The 14302-nt window shown below is 68.9% G+C and carries 14 protein-coding genes and 1 riboswitch; of the genes, 5 read left to right on the top strand and 9 right to left on the bottom strand.

Annotated elements, in window-relative coordinates:
* Nucleotides 1-5: 5 nt before the first annotated feature.
* From ABIE67_RS23605 to ABIE67_RS23585, 5 genes are all read right to left on the bottom strand, one after another.
* Nucleotides 6-488: an NUDIX domain-containing protein gene (locus tag ABIE67_RS23605; protein WP_370260548.1), complete on the bottom strand. Its 483-nt coding sequence runs from the start codon at nt 486-488 to the stop codon at nt 6-8.
* Between the two features lie 271 nt (nt 489-759).
* Nucleotides 760-1665 (bottom strand): LysR family transcriptional regulator, encoded by a 906-nt coding sequence (locus ABIE67_RS23600; RefSeq protein WP_370260547.1) that lies wholly within the window; start codon nt 1663-1665, stop codon nt 760-762.
* Nucleotides 1666-1895: 230 nt separating this feature from the next.
* Entirely contained in the window at nt 1896-3050 is a 1155-nt protein-coding gene (locus tag ABIE67_RS23595) for a cystathionine gamma-lyase (RefSeq protein ID WP_370260546.1), read from the bottom strand.
* Nucleotides 3047-3538 (bottom strand): low molecular weight protein-tyrosine-phosphatase, encoded by a 492-nt coding sequence (locus ABIE67_RS23590; protein ID WP_370260545.1) that lies wholly within the window; start codon nt 3536-3538, stop codon nt 3047-3049. Before ABIE67_RS23590 ends, ABIE67_RS23595 begins: the two co-directional genes overlap by 4 nt.
* Before the next feature lie 7 nt (nt 3539-3545).
* On the bottom strand, nt 3546-3923 hold the full coding sequence (locus ABIE67_RS23585) for a phage holin family protein (RefSeq protein ID WP_370260544.1): 378 nt from the start codon (nt 3921-3923) through the stop codon (nt 3546-3548).
* Nucleotides 3924-3982: 59 nt separating this feature from the next.
* Between ABIE67_RS23585 and ABIE67_RS23580 the strand changes: the two genes are divergently transcribed.
* The 4 genes from ABIE67_RS23580 to ABIE67_RS23565 all read left to right on the top strand — a co-directional run bounded on the left by ABIE67_RS23580 (nt 3983) and on the right by ABIE67_RS23565 (nt 6289).
* On the top strand, nt 3983-4300 hold the full coding sequence (locus ABIE67_RS23580) for a cupin domain-containing protein (RefSeq protein WP_370260543.1): 318 nt from the start codon (nt 3983-3985) through the stop codon (nt 4298-4300).
* A gap of 175 nt (nt 4301-4475) precedes the next feature.
* Nucleotides 4476-4688, top strand: coding sequence for a DUF5326 family protein (locus ABIE67_RS23575; RefSeq protein WP_030048440.1), 213 nt, complete (start codon nt 4476-4478; stop codon nt 4686-4688).
* A gap of 206 nt (nt 4689-4894) precedes the next feature.
* Nucleotides 4895-5755, top strand: coding sequence for an IclR family transcriptional regulator (locus ABIE67_RS23570; protein ID WP_370260542.1), 861 nt, complete (start codon nt 4895-4897; stop codon nt 5753-5755).
* Nucleotides 5756-5851: 96 nt separating this feature from the next.
* Nucleotides 5852-6289 carry an SsgA family sporulation/cell division regulator gene (locus ABIE67_RS23565; RefSeq protein ID WP_030048438.1) on the top strand — a complete coding sequence of 146 codons (438 nt, stop codon included), beginning with the start codon at nt 5852-5854 and terminating at the stop codon, nt 6287-6289.
* Nucleotides 6290-6429: 140 nt separating this feature from the next.
* On the opposite strand, the gene ABIE67_RS23560 is transcribed toward ABIE67_RS23565, so the two are convergent.
* Nucleotides 6430-7953, bottom strand: a complete 1524-nt coding sequence (locus ABIE67_RS23560) for a YibE/F family protein (RefSeq protein WP_370260541.1) — start codon at nt 7951-7953, stop codon at nt 6430-6432.
* A gap of 293 nt (nt 7954-8246) precedes the next feature.
* Nucleotides 8247-8436, top strand: a riboswitch (TPP riboswitch).
* Here ABIE67_RS23560 and thiC point away from each other — a divergent pair.
* Nucleotides 8429-10213 (top strand): phosphomethylpyrimidine synthase ThiC, encoded by a 1785-nt coding sequence (gene thiC / locus ABIE67_RS23555; RefSeq protein WP_370260540.1) that lies wholly within the window; start codon nt 8429-8431, stop codon nt 10211-10213. It overlaps the preceding riboswitch by 8 nt.
* Nucleotides 10214-10368: 155 nt before the next feature.
* Here the strand turns inward: thiC and ABIE67_RS23550 are convergent, their stop codons facing one another.
* From ABIE67_RS23550 to ABIE67_RS23540, 3 genes are all read right to left on the bottom strand, one after another.
* Entirely contained in the window at nt 10369-11238 is an 870-nt protein-coding gene (locus ABIE67_RS23550; RefSeq protein WP_370260539.1) for a hypothetical protein, read from the bottom strand.
* A 193-nt stretch (nt 11239-11431) separates the two neighbouring features.
* Entirely contained in the window at nt 11432-12508 is a 1077-nt protein-coding gene (locus ABIE67_RS23545) for a metallophosphoesterase (RefSeq protein ID WP_370260538.1), read from the bottom strand.
* 241 nt (nt 12509-12749) lie between these two features.
* Nucleotides 12750-13862 (bottom strand): LacI family DNA-binding transcriptional regulator, encoded by a 1113-nt coding sequence (locus ABIE67_RS23540; protein ID WP_078916687.1) that lies wholly within the window; start codon nt 13860-13862, stop codon nt 12750-12752.
* Nucleotides 13863-14302 lie beyond the last annotated feature (440 nt).

Genomic DNA, 14302 nt, shown 5'->3' with positions numbered 1-14302 from the left:
CGGTATCAGCCCAAGTCGGGAGCATGCATCGCGCGGACGCCCTCGATGTTCCCGTCGAGGTAGTGCCGCAGCGACAGCGGTACGAGATGGACGGATGCGATCCCGACCCGGGTGAACGGCACCCGCACGATCTCGTACTCGCCGATGGGTTCGTCCACTTCGGGTCCGTGCCGCAAGGACGGGTCCATGGATCCGAGGCGGCAGACGAAGAAGTGCTGCACCTTCACACCGGTCGCTCCACCGTCCTCGCCTATGTGCTCGACGGTGTCGACGAAGCAGGGCACCACGTCGGTGATCTTGGCGCCGAGCTCCTCGTACACCTCCCGGTGCAGGGCGTCGACGACGGTCGCGTCTGTCGGCTCGACCCCACCACCGGGCGTGAGCCAGTAGGGATCCATGCCGGGCTTGGTGCGCTTGATCAGGATCAGGTCGTCGCCGTCCAGCAAAACGGCGCGGGCGGTGCGCTTGACCACGGGTCGGACGGTCATGGGAGAAATGTGGCCCGGCTGGTTCCACGTGAAACATCGCGAACCGTTACTGGTCGAGCTCACGGTGTGATGGCCCTGAAATCCCTGATCAGACCCTCTGGGAAGCCACTGCCAAGGCTCAGCGGAAGTCCGAAGTCAGTTGCTCAGGCTCAACCGAAGCCTGTGGCGCAGGTCGGGTCGGAAGCCACTCGCTCAGCATGGTCGGACCACCTCGCAGGCTCAGCCGGAAGCTGCCCGCCTTCTCAGGCCCAGCCCGAAGCTGCCCGCCTTCTCAGGCCCAGCCGGAAGCTGCCCTCAGGAGCCACTCATGGGCCCGCGCGATATGCGACATCGCCAGCGTGCCGGTGCGGACCACCAGGAAGTACGTCCGCAGCGGTGGCACCGGCGGATCGTGCAGGGCGACCACGTCGCCGCGTTCCAGGGCGGCCGCGCACAGATAGCGGGGCAACACCGCCAGCCCCGCCCCCGCGACCGCACAGGCGAGGGCCGCGCGCAGGTCGGGGACGATCACGGTGCCGGGGGCGGCGGGACGGGAGTCGTAGACGGAAGCCCAGTAACGGGAGACGAAGGGCAGGGACTCGTGCACCTCCACGACCGGGACGTCCTCCAGCGCATGCGCCCCCTTGCTGCGCAGCGTCCCCGTGCCGATCCGGTCCTCCCAGCGGGGAGCGGCGACGAGGACGTGCTCCTCGTCGCAGAGCGGAGTCGCCGTGAGCAGGGCGCCTCGCGGACGGGCCGTACTGATGGCCAGATCGTGATGCCCGGCGGCCAGCCCTTCCAAGGTCTCCTCGGCATTGCCGAAGGACGCACGCAGCGCGAAGCCCTGGCCGTCCTCGCCGGTCAGTTCGGTGAGCGCGGGCAGCGCCCGCTCGGCGGTGAACTCAGGAGGGCCGGCGAGGTGCAGCGTGCGTAAGGAGGACTCGTCGTCGAGGCCGGTCTCGGTGATCTCCACCAGAGCGTCGAGATGCGGCGCGGCCTTGTGGGCGAGTTCGTCGCCGATGGTCGTCGGCGTCACTCCGCGGGCCTGCCGCAGGAACAGGGGACGGCCCAGCTGCCGTTCCAGGGTGCGGATCTGCGAGGTGACGGCCGGCTGCGACAGCCCGAGCAGCGCGGCGGCGCGAGTGAAGGAACCAGCCCGGTGCACGGTCACAAAAGTGCGCAACAAGGCCAGATCCATGCCGCTCCCTCCCCTTCCCCGCCCTTCTCCCCACCCCCAGGGCAGGGCCCAACTATAAATAAGTCGATAGGTCGCTGTCGCTACTGTGATTGGACACTGACAGAGAGTCAACTAGCCTTGTTCGCGCGGTTCTTCGCGCGCAGAACCGAGGGCGGTCCGAGCCACGAGGGGGGAGGCTCGGACCGCCCGTACTTCACAGCCGGACACCGGTGGGCGCGGGGCGGACCCGGTCACTGAGCCGATTCGTCCAGCGCACGCAGCACATCCGCCACCAGATCCTCGGGATCCTCGGCACCGACCGACATACGGATGAAGCCCGCCGGAACGGCGTCGCCGCCCCAGCGTCCGCGCCGCTCGGCCGTGGAGCGCACCCCGCCGAAGCTGGTCGCGTCGTCGACGAGTCGCAGTGCGTCCAGGAAACGTTCGGCACGCGCGCGCGTGGGCAACGTGAAGGACACCACGCATCCATACCGCCGCATCTGCTGCGAGGCGATCTTGTGCGAGGGATCGCCGGGCAGTCCCGGATAACGCACCCCGAGCTCCTCCGGCCAGTCCCGCAGCGCCTCGGCGACCGCGAGGGCGGTGGCGTTCTGCCGCTCGACCCGCAGCTGGAGGGTGGCGAGGGAGCGGTGCGCGAGCCAGGCCTCCATGGGCCCCGGAATCGCCCCGACGATCTTGCGCCAGCGCCGTACGGCAGCCATGGCCTCGGCGTCGCGGCCGGTGACGTATCCCAGCAGCACGTCGCCATGCCCCGTCAGCTGCTTGGTGCCGCTGGCCACCGAGAAGTCGGCGCCGAGCTCCAGCGGGCGCTGCCCGAGCGGCGTCGCGAGCGTGTTGTCGACGGCGACGAGGGCGCCACGCGCGTGTGCCGCTTCGACGAGCCGCCGGATGTCGCACACGTCCAGGCCGGGGTTGGACGGCGTCTCGATCCACAGCAGCTTCGCGCCGTCCAGGACGCCGAGCTGGGCGTCCCCGCCGGTCGGCGCCGTGCGCACCTCGATGCCGTACGCCTCCAACTGCGCACGCACCAGGGGGAGCGCCTGGTAGCCGTCGCTGGGCAGGACGACCGCGTCCCCGGCCCGCAGCCGGGAGAAGAGCACCGCCGACGTGGCGGCCATGCCCGACGGGAAGACCAGCGTTTCGACGCCGTCCTCCCCCGGCGCCTCCAGCTCGCCGATGGCGCGCTCCAGATGCGTCCAGGTCGGGTTCTCGTCACGGCCGTAGGTGTACGGCCCCGTGGGCTCGCCCGGCAGGTGATAGTGGGCGGCGAACACGGGACCCGGCAGGGTCGGCTCGTACTTGACCGCCTCGGGCAGCCCGGCCCGCACCGCCCGCGTGCCGTCTCCGTCGCCGGAACGCGCCCCCTGAGGTCCCGTACCGCTCATGCCGCTTGTCCCTCCACCTTTTCGCGGACCTCGGCGAGGAGGCCCGTACTTGCCGCCTCCACCATCTCAAGACACTCCTCGAACCCGTCCCGGCCCCCGTAGTACGGGTCGGGAACATCGAGGTCGTCGCCGGCGTCGGGGTCGTAGGACCGGAGCAGCCGCACCTTGGCCGCGTCCTCCGACGAGGGCGCGAGGCGGCGCAGGGCCTTGACGTGGCCGGCGTCGAGGGCGATGACGAGGTCGACGCGCTCGAACCAGGACGTCTGGAACTGCCGGGCCGTGTGACCGCTGTCGTAGCCGTGCTCCTCGAGGACGGAGACGGTACGCGGGTCGGCCGGATCGCCCTCGTGCCAGCCGCCGGTGCCGGCGCTGTCGACCTCGACCAGTCCGTCGAGCCCGGCCTCCGCCACGCGGGCGCGGAAGACGGACTCGGCCATCGGGGAGCGGCAGATGTTGCCGGTGCAGACGAAGCAGACGCGGTAGGTCATCGGATGCTCAGTCCCCGTCGGGCAGGACGACGTTCAGCGCCCACGAGACGATGGAGATGATCAGGCCACCGAGCACGGCCGTCCAGAACCCCTCGACATGGAAGCTCAGATCGAACGTGTCGGCGAGCCACGAGGTCAGCAGCAGCATCAGCGCGTTGACGACCAGGGTGAACAGGCCGAGCGTCAGGATGAGCAGCGGGAGGCTGAGGAGCTTCACGATCGGCTTGACCACGAAGTTCACCAGGCCGAAGAGCAGCGCGACGAGGAGCAGAGTGCCGATCTTCTTGCCCGTGCTGTCACCGGTGAGGGTGATCTTGTCTATCAGCCAGACGGCGACCGCCAGGGCACCCGCGTTGGCGATCGTCTTGACTACGAAATTCTTCATGTGTCTGATCGTGGCAGACGAGATCGGCCATAAACACAGGACGAGGGCGGACAAGAGCGATGAAGGCTTTCCGGCTGGACGAACTGGAGGCGGAGCGCGCCGCCAACGAGGGCGCCTACCTGCAGTTTCTGCGGGAGCGCAACATGTCGGTCGGCCTGTACGCGCTCAATGCCGGAGAGCATGATCCACAGAAGCCGCACAACCAGGACGAGGTCTACTTCGTTGTGAGCGGCCGCGCCCACATCACAGTCGGTATGGAAACCACGCAGGTGGCGCGCGGCAGTGTGGTGTACGTGCCGGCCGGAGTGGCCCACAAGTTCCATCACATCAGCGAGGACCTACGGGTGCTCGTGATGTTCTCTCCGCCCGAGAGCTGACCTCTGTCTCCGGGTTCCCTAGGGGATCGATCAGGGGAGAACAAGGGCTGCGAGGCCCCCGCCGGGGCACCTGCCGGACCTAGCATCGAGGGCAGGGAATCAGCGGATTCGACTCAGCGGATTCGAAGGATCAGAACCCGGCGCACAGACGGGCGGAGAGGTAAGGACGAGGGCGATGCGTGAGATCTTCGCAGGACTGCCGTGGTGGGTTAAGTGGATCGCGGTGCCTGTCATCGCCCTGGTCGTGTTCGGAGGGCTGATAGCCAGCGTCGTCGGGTTCGTCATCGGACTGCTCTTCAAGGTGCTGGTCTTCGTGGCACTGGTCGGTGGACTGATCTACGTCGTACGGAAGTTCACGTCGAGTTCCTCGTCACGCAGCGACTGGTGAGGGCCGTGAGGGCCGTGGGGACCGGCGGGCGGTAACAGGAAATCACCGGTTCCCTCGGGCGAGGGAAGTTTTCCGGGCAGGGCGTCTGCGAGCGGTGGCCGACGAATAGAGTCCGGAAATCGACGCGGGGACGCCCCCGCGAGCGGCGTGCACCCCCCACCCGTGTTCCCCGCACGGGCTCCCCCCTCGCGCTCCGGGAGTAACCCTTGGCCACGGTTGACACCGCACCTTCAGACCCCCACGCACCCCTTGGGCGGCCGCATTCCTCCGTACCCCAGGTACCGCGGCAGGCCTCCCCGACCTCCCCCGAGCAGCCGCACTCCGCGACACTCATCGGGTCCGTCCAGCGGGCGATGCGCCTGCTGGAATGTGTCGCCGAGCACGCCCACGGCGCTCCCGCCAAGCAACTCGCCCGCGAGACGGGCCTGGCACTGCCCACGGCCTACCACCTGCTGCGCACGCTGGTGCACGAGGGCTATCTGCGCCGCGACAAAGGGCTGTTCTTCCTCGGGGAGGCGGCTGTACGGCTGAGCAGCAGCGGGGCCCAGCAGAAACGTCGCAGCACGGTCGCCGACGCGCTCGCTCAATGGCGTGATGCCATCGGTGTCCCTGTTTACTACGCCCACTACCGCGACGGTGAGATCGAGGTACTGGGCGTCTCGGACACCCCGGGCAATCCCGCGGTCGAGGAATGGGCCGACTTCCGCGAGACCGGCCACGCCCACGCCATCGGTCAGTGCCTGCTCTCCCAGCTGGACGACGACGCCCGCCGCGACCACCTCGACCGCCATCCCGTGCAGTCCCTCACCCCGTACACCGTGCGCGACAGCCGCACCCTGCTACGGCGCCTCGAACGGACCCCTCGGATGGAGCCGGTGACCGAGCGCCAGGAGTACGCACTCGGCACGGTGTGCGCGGCGATCCCGATCACGGTGGGCACCACGGCCGCGACGATGGCCATTTCCCTGCCCGCCCACCAGGCCGACCGACTGCTGTCGGCGGCACAGCAGTTGCAGGACGGGATCGGGCGGCTCCTGGGGTCACTCGCGATCTCTATCAGTATCTGAAAACTCACTCCTTGTGATCTCTCGTGTACGTTCAGCAAGATTCCACAGTGTCGGGATCCGTTCCCGGCCAGTCGACGGCAAACGACGGGGTAGGCGATGCGCGAGTCCGTAGAGGCAGAGGTCATGATGAGCTTTCTCGTGTCCGAGGAGCTCTCCTTCCGCATCCCGGTGGAGTTGCGCTACGAGACCTGCGATCCCTATGCCGTACGACTGACCTTCCATCTGCCCGGCGACGCCCCGGTGACCTGGGCATTCGGCCGCGAGCTGCTGGTCGACGGGGTGGGCAGACCGTGCGGGGAGGGAGATGTGCGGGTCTCACCGGCCGGCTCCGAGACACTGGGCGACGTCCTGATCCGCCTTCAGGTCGGTGCCGACCAAGCGCTGTTCCGCTCCTCGGTGGCGCCGCTCGTGGCCTTCCTCGACCGCACCGACAAGCTGGTGCCGCTCGGTCAGGAAGGCGCGCTCGCGGACTTCGACGCTCACCTCGACGAGGCCCTGGACCGCATCCTCGCGGAGGAACAGAGCGCGGGCTGAAGCGTTACGGCAGCCGGGCTGTGGCGTAACGCTTCAGCGGGCGCGCAAGGGGCGCGTGGAAGCGGTTCCGCACCGCCCGGTGTGCGCACGCTCCGCCGGACGGGCGGAGTCTGCCCGCCCCGGCTTGGCGTCCTCAGCCGTCACCGCTTGCGCCGACGCCCCCGCCCGCCGCGCCCCGCAGCCGACTGAGCGCCCGTCGAAGCCGGCTGGGCGCCCGCAGGCACTGCCCCCTTCTCCGGCCGGTCCGCCGAGACCACCAGGGCCGCGAGGGCCGTGGTGACCGGCACCGACGCGACCAGGCCGATGGAGCCCACCAGCGTGCGCACGATCTCCTCCGCCACCAGCTCACTGTTGGCGACCGTCCCCACGCCGCTCTGCGCGATCGAGAAGAGCAGCAGCAACGGCAGCGCGGCGCCCGCGTAAGCGAGGACGAGGGTGTTGACGACGGACGCGATGTGGTCGCGGCCGATGCGGATACCCGCCCGGTACAGCCCGCGCCAGCCCATCGTCGGGTTGGCCTCGTGCAGCTCCCAGACCGCCGAGGTCTGGGTGACCGTCACGTCGTCGAGGACACCGAGCGAACCGATGATGACGCCGGCGAGCAGCAGACCGCTCATGTCGATCGACGGATACAGCCCGTGGATCAGGCCGGTGTTGTCGTCGGTGTTGCCGGTGAGCGCGGCCCAGTCGATGAACCCCGAGCCGAGGAGGCCGATCAGCAGCAGCGAGAGCAGCGTGCCGAGCACCGCCACGGAGGTACGGGCCGACAGGCCGTGGCACATGTAGAGGGCGATCAGCATGATGGCGCTCGCCCCCACCACGGCCACGACCAGCGGGTTCGAGCCCTGCAGGATGGCCGGCAGGATGAAGAAGGTCAGTACGAGGAAGCTGATGGACAGCGCGACCAGCGCCATGACACCGCGCATCCGGCCCACCACCACGACGGCGAGCGCGAAGATGCCGGCGAGCAGTGCCATCGGGAACTTACGGTTCACATCGGTGACCGAGTACTGCAGGTCCTTGGGCGCGGAGGGCTCGTAGGCGACCACGACCTCCTGGCCCTCGTGCAACTGCCGTGACTGGTCGGGCTGCACGATCTCGGTGAACGTACGGCCCTTGTCCTTGCCCGTGTCGACGCGGATTGTCGCCTTCTTGCAGGTGCCGCTCTCCTGCTGCACGGCGGAGGAACCCTCGGCCGTGGACGTGTCGCCGGTCGGGGGCACTCCCGAGGCGTTGACGTCCTTGCAGCTCAGCTCGACCACCTTGGTGACCGTGGCCTGCTGTGTCTGCCGGTCGAAGCCGACCCCGGTGCGCTCGTGTGGCGGGGCACCGCCCGGCCACAGCACCGCGAGCCCCACCACCACCGCCGCGGCGAACGGGATGAGGATCGCCGCGATGACCTTGCGCAGATGTCGGGAGACAGGAGCCGCCGGACCGTGGGCGTGACTGTGCGAGTGCCCGTGCTCGCCACCGTCCCCGCCGTCACGTCGGCCGCCGGAGCCGGGACCATGCCCATGACCGCCACCGGAGCCGTGACTGTGCCCGTCACCCGGGCCGGGCCCCTGCCCCGGTACGCCGCCGGAATCGTGACCGTGATCGTGCCGGCCACCGGAACCGGGTCCGCGCTCCTGCCCGCCGCCGGCCCCGCTCCCGTGCTCCTGCATCCCGCCGGGTCTGAAGCCGTGCTCGTGCCAGCCGCCGGCTCCAGAAGTGTGATCCTCGTGACCGCCTTCGCCGGTGCGGCCGTAACCCCCGTCGTATCTGGCCCCGGGAACCCCTGAACCCCGGCCGTCCGTACGGCCGTTGCCCCGCGCGGGCCCGTTTCCGGAGCCGGATCCGCGGGGCCGTTCGGGCGGTGGATACAGAGGTTCATGCGGTGTGGTCACCGACCGATCATCGCAAGAACGACCGGGGCCCTCTGTTCACCGCGCCCGAATTGACGCTAGCGTGGTGCCACCTTTGTACACGCGGGAGCTCGGAGCACCGGGCTGAGAGGGCGCTGACCTCCGTCCCAGCGATGTTTCACATGAAACATCACCCATCGCGAGTGATGTTTCACACGAAACGTCGGCAGACGGAAGCCGCTGCGTCGACCGCCGAACCTGTTACCGGGTAATGCCGGCGTAGGGAGTAGGTCTCATGACCATCAAGGACGCGCGCACGCCTGCCTCCGTTCAGGACGACAAGTCCGAGGAGGCCGGGAAGTCCATCGGCTGGCACAAGGCGTACGTCGAGGGCTCACGCCCCGATCTGCGGGTGCCGGTCCGCCAGGTGCACCTCACCAACGGGCAGTCGGTCACGCTGTACGACACCTCCGGCCCGTACACCGATCCACTCGCCGACACCGACGTCCGCAGGGGGCTGCCCCCGCTGCGGGAGAACTGGATCATCGGCCGCGGCGACACCGAGGAGTACGCGGGCCGTCCCGTCCGTCCCGAAGACGACGGGATCAAGCACACCTCGCCGCGCGGTGGCCTGCGCAACCTCGACGCGGTCTTCCCCGGACGGCCACGCCAGCCCCGTCGCAGCCGCGACGGCAAGGCGGTGACACAGCTCGCTTACGCGCGACGCGGCGAGATCACCCCGGAGATGGAGTACGTGGCCATCCGGGAAAACGTCTCTCCCGAAGTGGTCCGCGAGGAGATCGCCGCGGGCCGGGCGGTGCTGCCCGTCAACGTCAACCACCCGGAGATCGAGCCGATGATCATCGGCAAGCGGTTCCTGGTGAAGGTCAACGCCAACATCGGCAACTCCGCGGTGACGTCCTCCATCGAGGAGGAGGTCGAGAAGATGACCTGGGCGACCCGCTGGGGCGCCGACACGGTCATGGACCTGTCGACCGGCCGCAATATCCACACCACCCGTGAGTGGGTCCTGCGCAACTCCCCCGTCCCCATCGGCACGGTGCCGCTGTACCAGGCGCTGGAGAAGGTCGACGGCCGTGCCGAGGAGCTGACCTGGGAGATCTACAAGGACACCGTCATCGAACAGGCCGAGCAGGGCGTGGATTACATGACGGTCCACGCGGGCGTGCGCCTGCCGTACGTGCCCCTGACGGCGAACCGCAAGACCGGGATCGTCTCGCGCGGCGGTTCGATCATGGCGGCCTGGTGCCTGGCGCACCACAAGGAGAGCTTCCTGTACGAGAACTTCGAGGAACTCTGCGAGATCCTCGCCGCGTACGACGTGACGTACTCCCTCGGCGACGGTCTGCGGCCCGGCTCGATCGCGGACGCCAACGACGAGGCTCAGTTCGCCGAGTTGAGGACGCTCGGGGAACTCAACACGATCGCCAAGCGTTTCAACGTACAGACCATGATCGAGGGCCCGGGACATGTCCCGATGCACAAGATCAAGGAGAACATCGACCTTCAGCAGGAGATCTGCGATGAAGCTCCGTTCTATACGCTCGGCCCGCTGACGACCGACGTCGCCCCGGCCTACGACCACATCACGTCCGGCATCGGTGCCGCGATGATCGCCTGGTGGGGCACGGCCATGCTCTGCTACGTCACGCCCAAGGAGCACCTGGGCCTGCCCAACCGTGACGACGTCAAGACCGGCGTCATCACCTACAAGATCGCCGCCCACGCGGCCGACCTCGCCAAGGGGCACCCCGGTGCGCAGGAGTGGGACGACGCGTTGTCCGACGCCCGCTTCGAGTTCCGGTGGGAGGACCAGTTCAACCTGGCCCTGGACCCGGACACGGCACGGGAGTTCCACGACGAGACCCTGCCGGCCGAGCCCGCCAAGACGGCGCACTTCTGCTCCATGTGCGGGCCGAAGTTCTGCTCGATGAAGATCTCCCAGGACATCCGCCGCCAACACGGCGGGTCCCAGGAGGAGATCGAGGAGGGCATGGCTCAGAAGTCGAAGGAGTTCGCCGCGGCGGGCAACAGGGTGTACCTGCCGATGGCGGACTGACGTCGACGTCCTGACCCAGGGCGCCATGCCCCGGTGTCCGGCGTGCTGCCCAGACATTCGGCTTGCGCCTCCCCGAGGAGGTCTCCCCGGGGCTCCGTCGCGGAGGTGGGTCCCCTGGCGGGGGCTCTCCTACGGCGGGGGCGCAAGCCGAAGGGCTACTCCGGCTGGTGTTCCGGCCCTCCGAAGTCCGGGCTCGTGTAGTCCGGGCTGGTGTAGCTCGGGCGGGAGCCCCGGGAGGCGCCGTCGTCCGGGCTGCTGAAACCCGGGCGGTCGTAGCCGAGGTTCGGGATGCGGCCGGCCGGCGTCGACGGTGGCGTGCGGTGCAGGACCGATGCCGTGCCGGGGTCGGCGAGTGCTTCCCGCAGGAAGGGCAGGATGCCGCGCTTCAGCAGGGCTTCGCGCCAGGCTTCCTGGGCTCGGGCGACCTCCTCGCTCAGTTCGCCGTACGGTCCGCCGTCGAACGCCGGCCGGTTGCGCAGGGCGGTGAGCAGGAGTCCGACGGCGGCGACCAGGATCGCGGCCGCTGCCAGGGCGCCGAACACCCATCCGGTGGTGAGCATCGTCTGGGCGAACGCCGGCTCGGGGTTGAACATCTTGAGGATGTAACCGACGAGCAGGAAGATCGCCGCGGCGGTGCCGGCGAGGACGGGTGCCAGGACGGCGAGCACGGCGATGACGCCCGGGCCGGCTGTCTCGGCGACTTCTCCCATGGTGGTGGCGAGCCCCATCGCGCCGGTGCCCGACTCGGTGGAGCCGGACTCGCGGGTGGACGACGGGGTGGACGGCGCCGGCTGGCGCAGTTCCTCGCGGACCTTCACGTAGTGCTGGTACTCGGTCGCCGCGGCCGCCGTGATGAGTGCGGTGGCGTTGAGCGCCATGGTGCGCAGCTGTTCGGGGTTGAGCCGCTGTCCGACAGCGGTCAGTTCCGGGCGGTGTGGTGCGGAGCGCAGCGCCTCATCGAGGATCCGCTCGTATTCCTGGCGGTCCTCGCTGTGCAGGTGCTGCGGAACGCTGTTCATGTGCATCCCCCGATGCTCCGTAGGGCTTGGGGCTCGCATGCCAACGAGCCGTCGGGCAGAAACGGAGGGGAGCCTGCTACGGATAAGCCGATGGTAGAGCGGTGACGGCACACGGTGACAGGGGGTTTGCCAAAATTGGGCCCTGGCCTGCGCCGTCTTCCGTCACTGCGTCGTGAGGAGACGCCTGCCCGGTGAACGCTCAGATATCCAGGGGAAGTTGCTGGACCAGCAGCTTTCCGGCCATGGTCACGCCGCCGTCCATCGCGATGGCGAGACCGTCGGCGTAGACGTGCGGTCCCTCGACCACGGGCCCGCCGCCGTCCTCGCCTTCCTCGGAGCCGACCTCGCCCATCAGATACGGAATGGGGCTGTGGCCGTGAACGATGCGGGTGCCGCCGTACGTATCGAGCAGGGAGCGCACATGGTCGGCGCCGCCCTCGTCGCGGAAGGAGAAGCGCTTGGTGAACTTGCGGAAGAGATCCCAGACCTCGTCGGCGTCGTTGCGTGTGATCGTCTCGCGGACGGTGTCGTTGACCGCCTCGATCGAGTCGCCGTAGTCGAGATAGGCGGTGGTGTCCGAGTGCACGAGCAGATGGCCGTCGACCTCTTCCATGGCGTCCAGCCGGGACATCCACTGCAGGTGGTGGTCCTGGAGGCGGTCCATGTCGGTCTTCTGACCGCCGTTGAGGAGCCAGGCGGCCTGGAAGGTGGCGGTGCCCGCGCCGGAGTTGACGGGTGTGTCGCCGAACCGCTTGGCGCCGAGCAGCAGCAGCTCGTGGTTGCCCATGAGGGCCTTGCAGTAGCCGCCCGCCGCGGCGGCCTCCGCCGACAGTCGCATCACGAGGTCGATGACGCCGATGCCGTCGGGGCCGCGGTCGGTGAAGTCGCCGAGGAACCACAGCCGGGCGGTGCCGGCGCACCAGTTCGCCGCCGAGTCGATGAGGCCCTTCTCCTGGAGGGCGGACACCAGCTCGTCGAGATAGCCGTGCACGTCGCCGACGACGAACAGCGGGCCGGGACCGTCCACCGACTGCGGGACGGGCAGGGAGGCGGGGTCGACGTGCACCTGGACCGTGTCGCCGCGATTGATCACGGGCAGGTCCCGCTGGGTGGGCGTGTACCCCTCCGGGTAGGCCTCGTCGAGAAGCGGGGCGACCTCGCCCGGGTGTGTGCTGTGGGCGTACGGACCGGTCTCGTGCACGTAAGCGGGCACCCGGAAGTCGCGCAACGTCGCCGTCCGCTCCACTTCGGGTCCCTGACCGGCCCCCTGAGTCATCAGACCCCTCCACCATCGCGCCGCAGCTGCACCGCATCGGACTGCCTGGTCGCAGCGGCCCGCGGGTGTCGTGGGCCCATCATAGGAATGCCGATCGCGCCATGTGATGACCCAGGGGTGGTGAATCGGAGCAGGACTCCTGTTCACCGCGGCATTCGCCCCGATTGGGCAGGGCTTCGACCACTCGATGATCGCGCTCCCGCAGCCCCTCGACCTGCTTGTGTCGTTCCTCGGCCGGCTCCTACCGGTCCTCGGGCGACCGGGGCGGACTGACCGTCGTACGCGGCGGGCGTCGCTGGGACGAGGTACGCACGATCAGCTCGGTCGGTATCACCTGCTCGACCGGCCGGTCCGACTCGACCCCCTCGATGGCGTCGATGAGGAGCTGGACCACGGCCGTGCCGATGCGGCGGGGCTTCAGGGAGAGCGTGGTGATGGGCGGCTCGGTGTTGGCGTACACCGTGGATTCGCTGCAGCACACCAGAAGCAGGTCGTCCGGTACGCGCAGACCGTAGCGGCGGGCGGCGGCGAGCAGGTCGGTGCCGTTCGGGTCGAACAGGCCGTAGACCGCGTCGGGCCGGTCGGGGCGGGCGAGGAGCCGGTCGGCGGCGACGGCACCCGCACACGGGTCGTGTGCCGGGTAGGCCTCGTACACCGGATCCTGGCCGACCCGCTCGCACCAGCGCAGGTACGCGGTGGTCGACAGATGGGTGTACGTGTCCGTCGTGGTGCCCGTCAGCAGTCCGATCCGGCGGGCGCCCGCGTCGGCCAGGTGGTCGAGGATGCCGAGTACGGCGGCCTCGTGGTCGTTGTCCACCCAGGCGGTGACCGGGAGCGAGCCGGCCGGGCGGCCGTCGGAGACGACCGGGAGGCCCTGCCTGACCAGCTCGCTGACGACCGGGTCCTGGTCGGACGGGTCGATGACGACCGTGCCGTCGAGGGCGACGTTCGACCAGACGTCGTGGCGCGAGGTCGCGGGGAGGATCACGAGGGCGTAGCCGCGGGCGAGCGCGGCCGAGGTGGCGGCGCGGGCCATCTCGGCGAAGTACGCGAACTCGGTGAAGGTGAAAGGTTCATCCCCGTATGTGGTCACGGTCAGGCCGATAAGTCCTGACTTGCCGGTACGGAGTGTCCGGGCGGCGGCCGAAGGGCGGTAGCCCAGCCGGTCGGCGACCTCGCGGACATGGCGTCGGGTGGCGTCCGGGAGCCGGCCCTTGCCGTTGAGGGCGTCGGAGACGGTCGTGATGGAGACCCCGGCTGCGGCGGCCACGTCTCTGATACCCGCCCGGCCGGGCCGGCTGCCTCGACGTGAGGTTTCCGCGCGGCTCACCTGGTGCTTCCCTGCTGCTGTCATGGCGAGCCGATAGTAGGGCTCATTCGGTGGGGTAGTGCGGACGCATATGCAGCCGTTGACAGACACGTTTCTGCAAGGTCATCTTGCGTCAAACTCCTTGGAAAGTAAGGGAGTTGAACGATCCAATGGCAAGACGTGACTTGTCGGCACGCATGGGCCTGCCAAGTGCCCGATGTTTCGAAGAGGTCTCAACTCACCTTCACGGGTGATGCGCGCCACGGCGCGAGCCACCGGCGCATAGATATATGTGTGATGCGCCCCCTAATTCGTACACCTTCGTACGCCGATGCCCCTGATGCAGGTGTGACAGGAGGGGCAGCAGAGGTCGGCCCGGATCGGCAGACGAGGACGCCGCACCTGTACGCATCGGCGCCGAATCCTCATAAGGTGAGAAGTATTGGAGCCGGCGGTGGTGATGGGCCGTCGGTGGTCGCGAGGAG

The organism is Streptomyces sp. V4I8 (assembly GCF_041261225.1).
GTDB lineage: Bacteria > Actinomycetota > Actinomycetes > Streptomycetales > Streptomycetaceae > Streptomyces.
Note: the sequence above shows the minus strand (reverse complement) of the source record. Positions and strands in the feature narration are given on the sequence as shown.

Excerpts from the sequence above, each read along its gene's own strand:
- ABIE67_RS23605 (WP_370260548.1), bottom strand. The coding sequence starts at position 488 with ATGACCGTCCGACCCGTGGTCAAGCGCACCGCCCGCGCCGTTTTGCTG.
- ABIE67_RS23600 (WP_370260547.1), bottom strand. The coding sequence starts at position 1,665 with ATGGATCTGGCCTTGTTGCGCACTTTTGTGACCGTGCACCGGGCTGGT.
- ABIE67_RS23595 (WP_370260546.1), bottom strand. The coding sequence starts at position 3,050 with ATGAGCGGTACGGGACCTCAGGGGGCGCGTTCCGGCGACGGAGACGGC.
- ABIE67_RS23590 (WP_370260545.1), bottom strand. The coding sequence starts at position 3,538 with ATGACCTACCGCGTCTGCTTCGTCTGCACCGGCAACATCTGCCGCTCC.
- ABIE67_RS23585 (WP_370260544.1), bottom strand. The coding sequence starts at position 3,923 with ATGAAGAATTTCGTAGTCAAGACGATCGCCAACGCGGGTGCCCTGGCG.
- ABIE67_RS23580 (WP_370260543.1), top strand. The coding sequence starts at position 3,983 with ATGAAGGCTTTCCGGCTGGACGAACTGGAGGCGGAGCGCGCCGCCAAC.
- ABIE67_RS23575 (WP_030048440.1), top strand. The coding sequence starts at position 4,476 with ATGCGTGAGATCTTCGCAGGACTGCCGTGGTGGGTTAAGTGGATCGCG.
- ABIE67_RS23565 (WP_030048438.1), top strand. The coding sequence starts at position 5,852 with ATGCGCGAGTCCGTAGAGGCAGAGGTCATGATGAGCTTTCTCGTGTCC.
- ABIE67_RS23560 (WP_370260541.1), bottom strand. The coding sequence starts at position 7,953 with ATGCAGGAGCACGGGAGCGGGGCCGGCGGCGGGCAGGAGCGCGGACCC.
- thiC (WP_370260540.1), top strand. The coding sequence starts at position 8,429 with ATGACCATCAAGGACGCGCGCACGCCTGCCTCCGTTCAGGACGACAAG.
- ABIE67_RS23550 (WP_370260539.1), bottom strand. The coding sequence starts at position 11,238 with ATGCACATGAACAGCGTTCCGCAGCACCTGCACAGCGAGGACCGCCAG.
- ABIE67_RS23545 (WP_370260538.1), bottom strand. The coding sequence starts at position 12,508 with ATGACTCAGGGGGCCGGTCAGGGACCCGAAGTGGAGCGGACGGCGACG.
- ABIE67_RS23540 (WP_078916687.1), bottom strand. The coding sequence starts at position 13,862 with ATGACAGCAGCAGGGAAGCACCAGGTGAGCCGCGCGGAAACCTCACGT.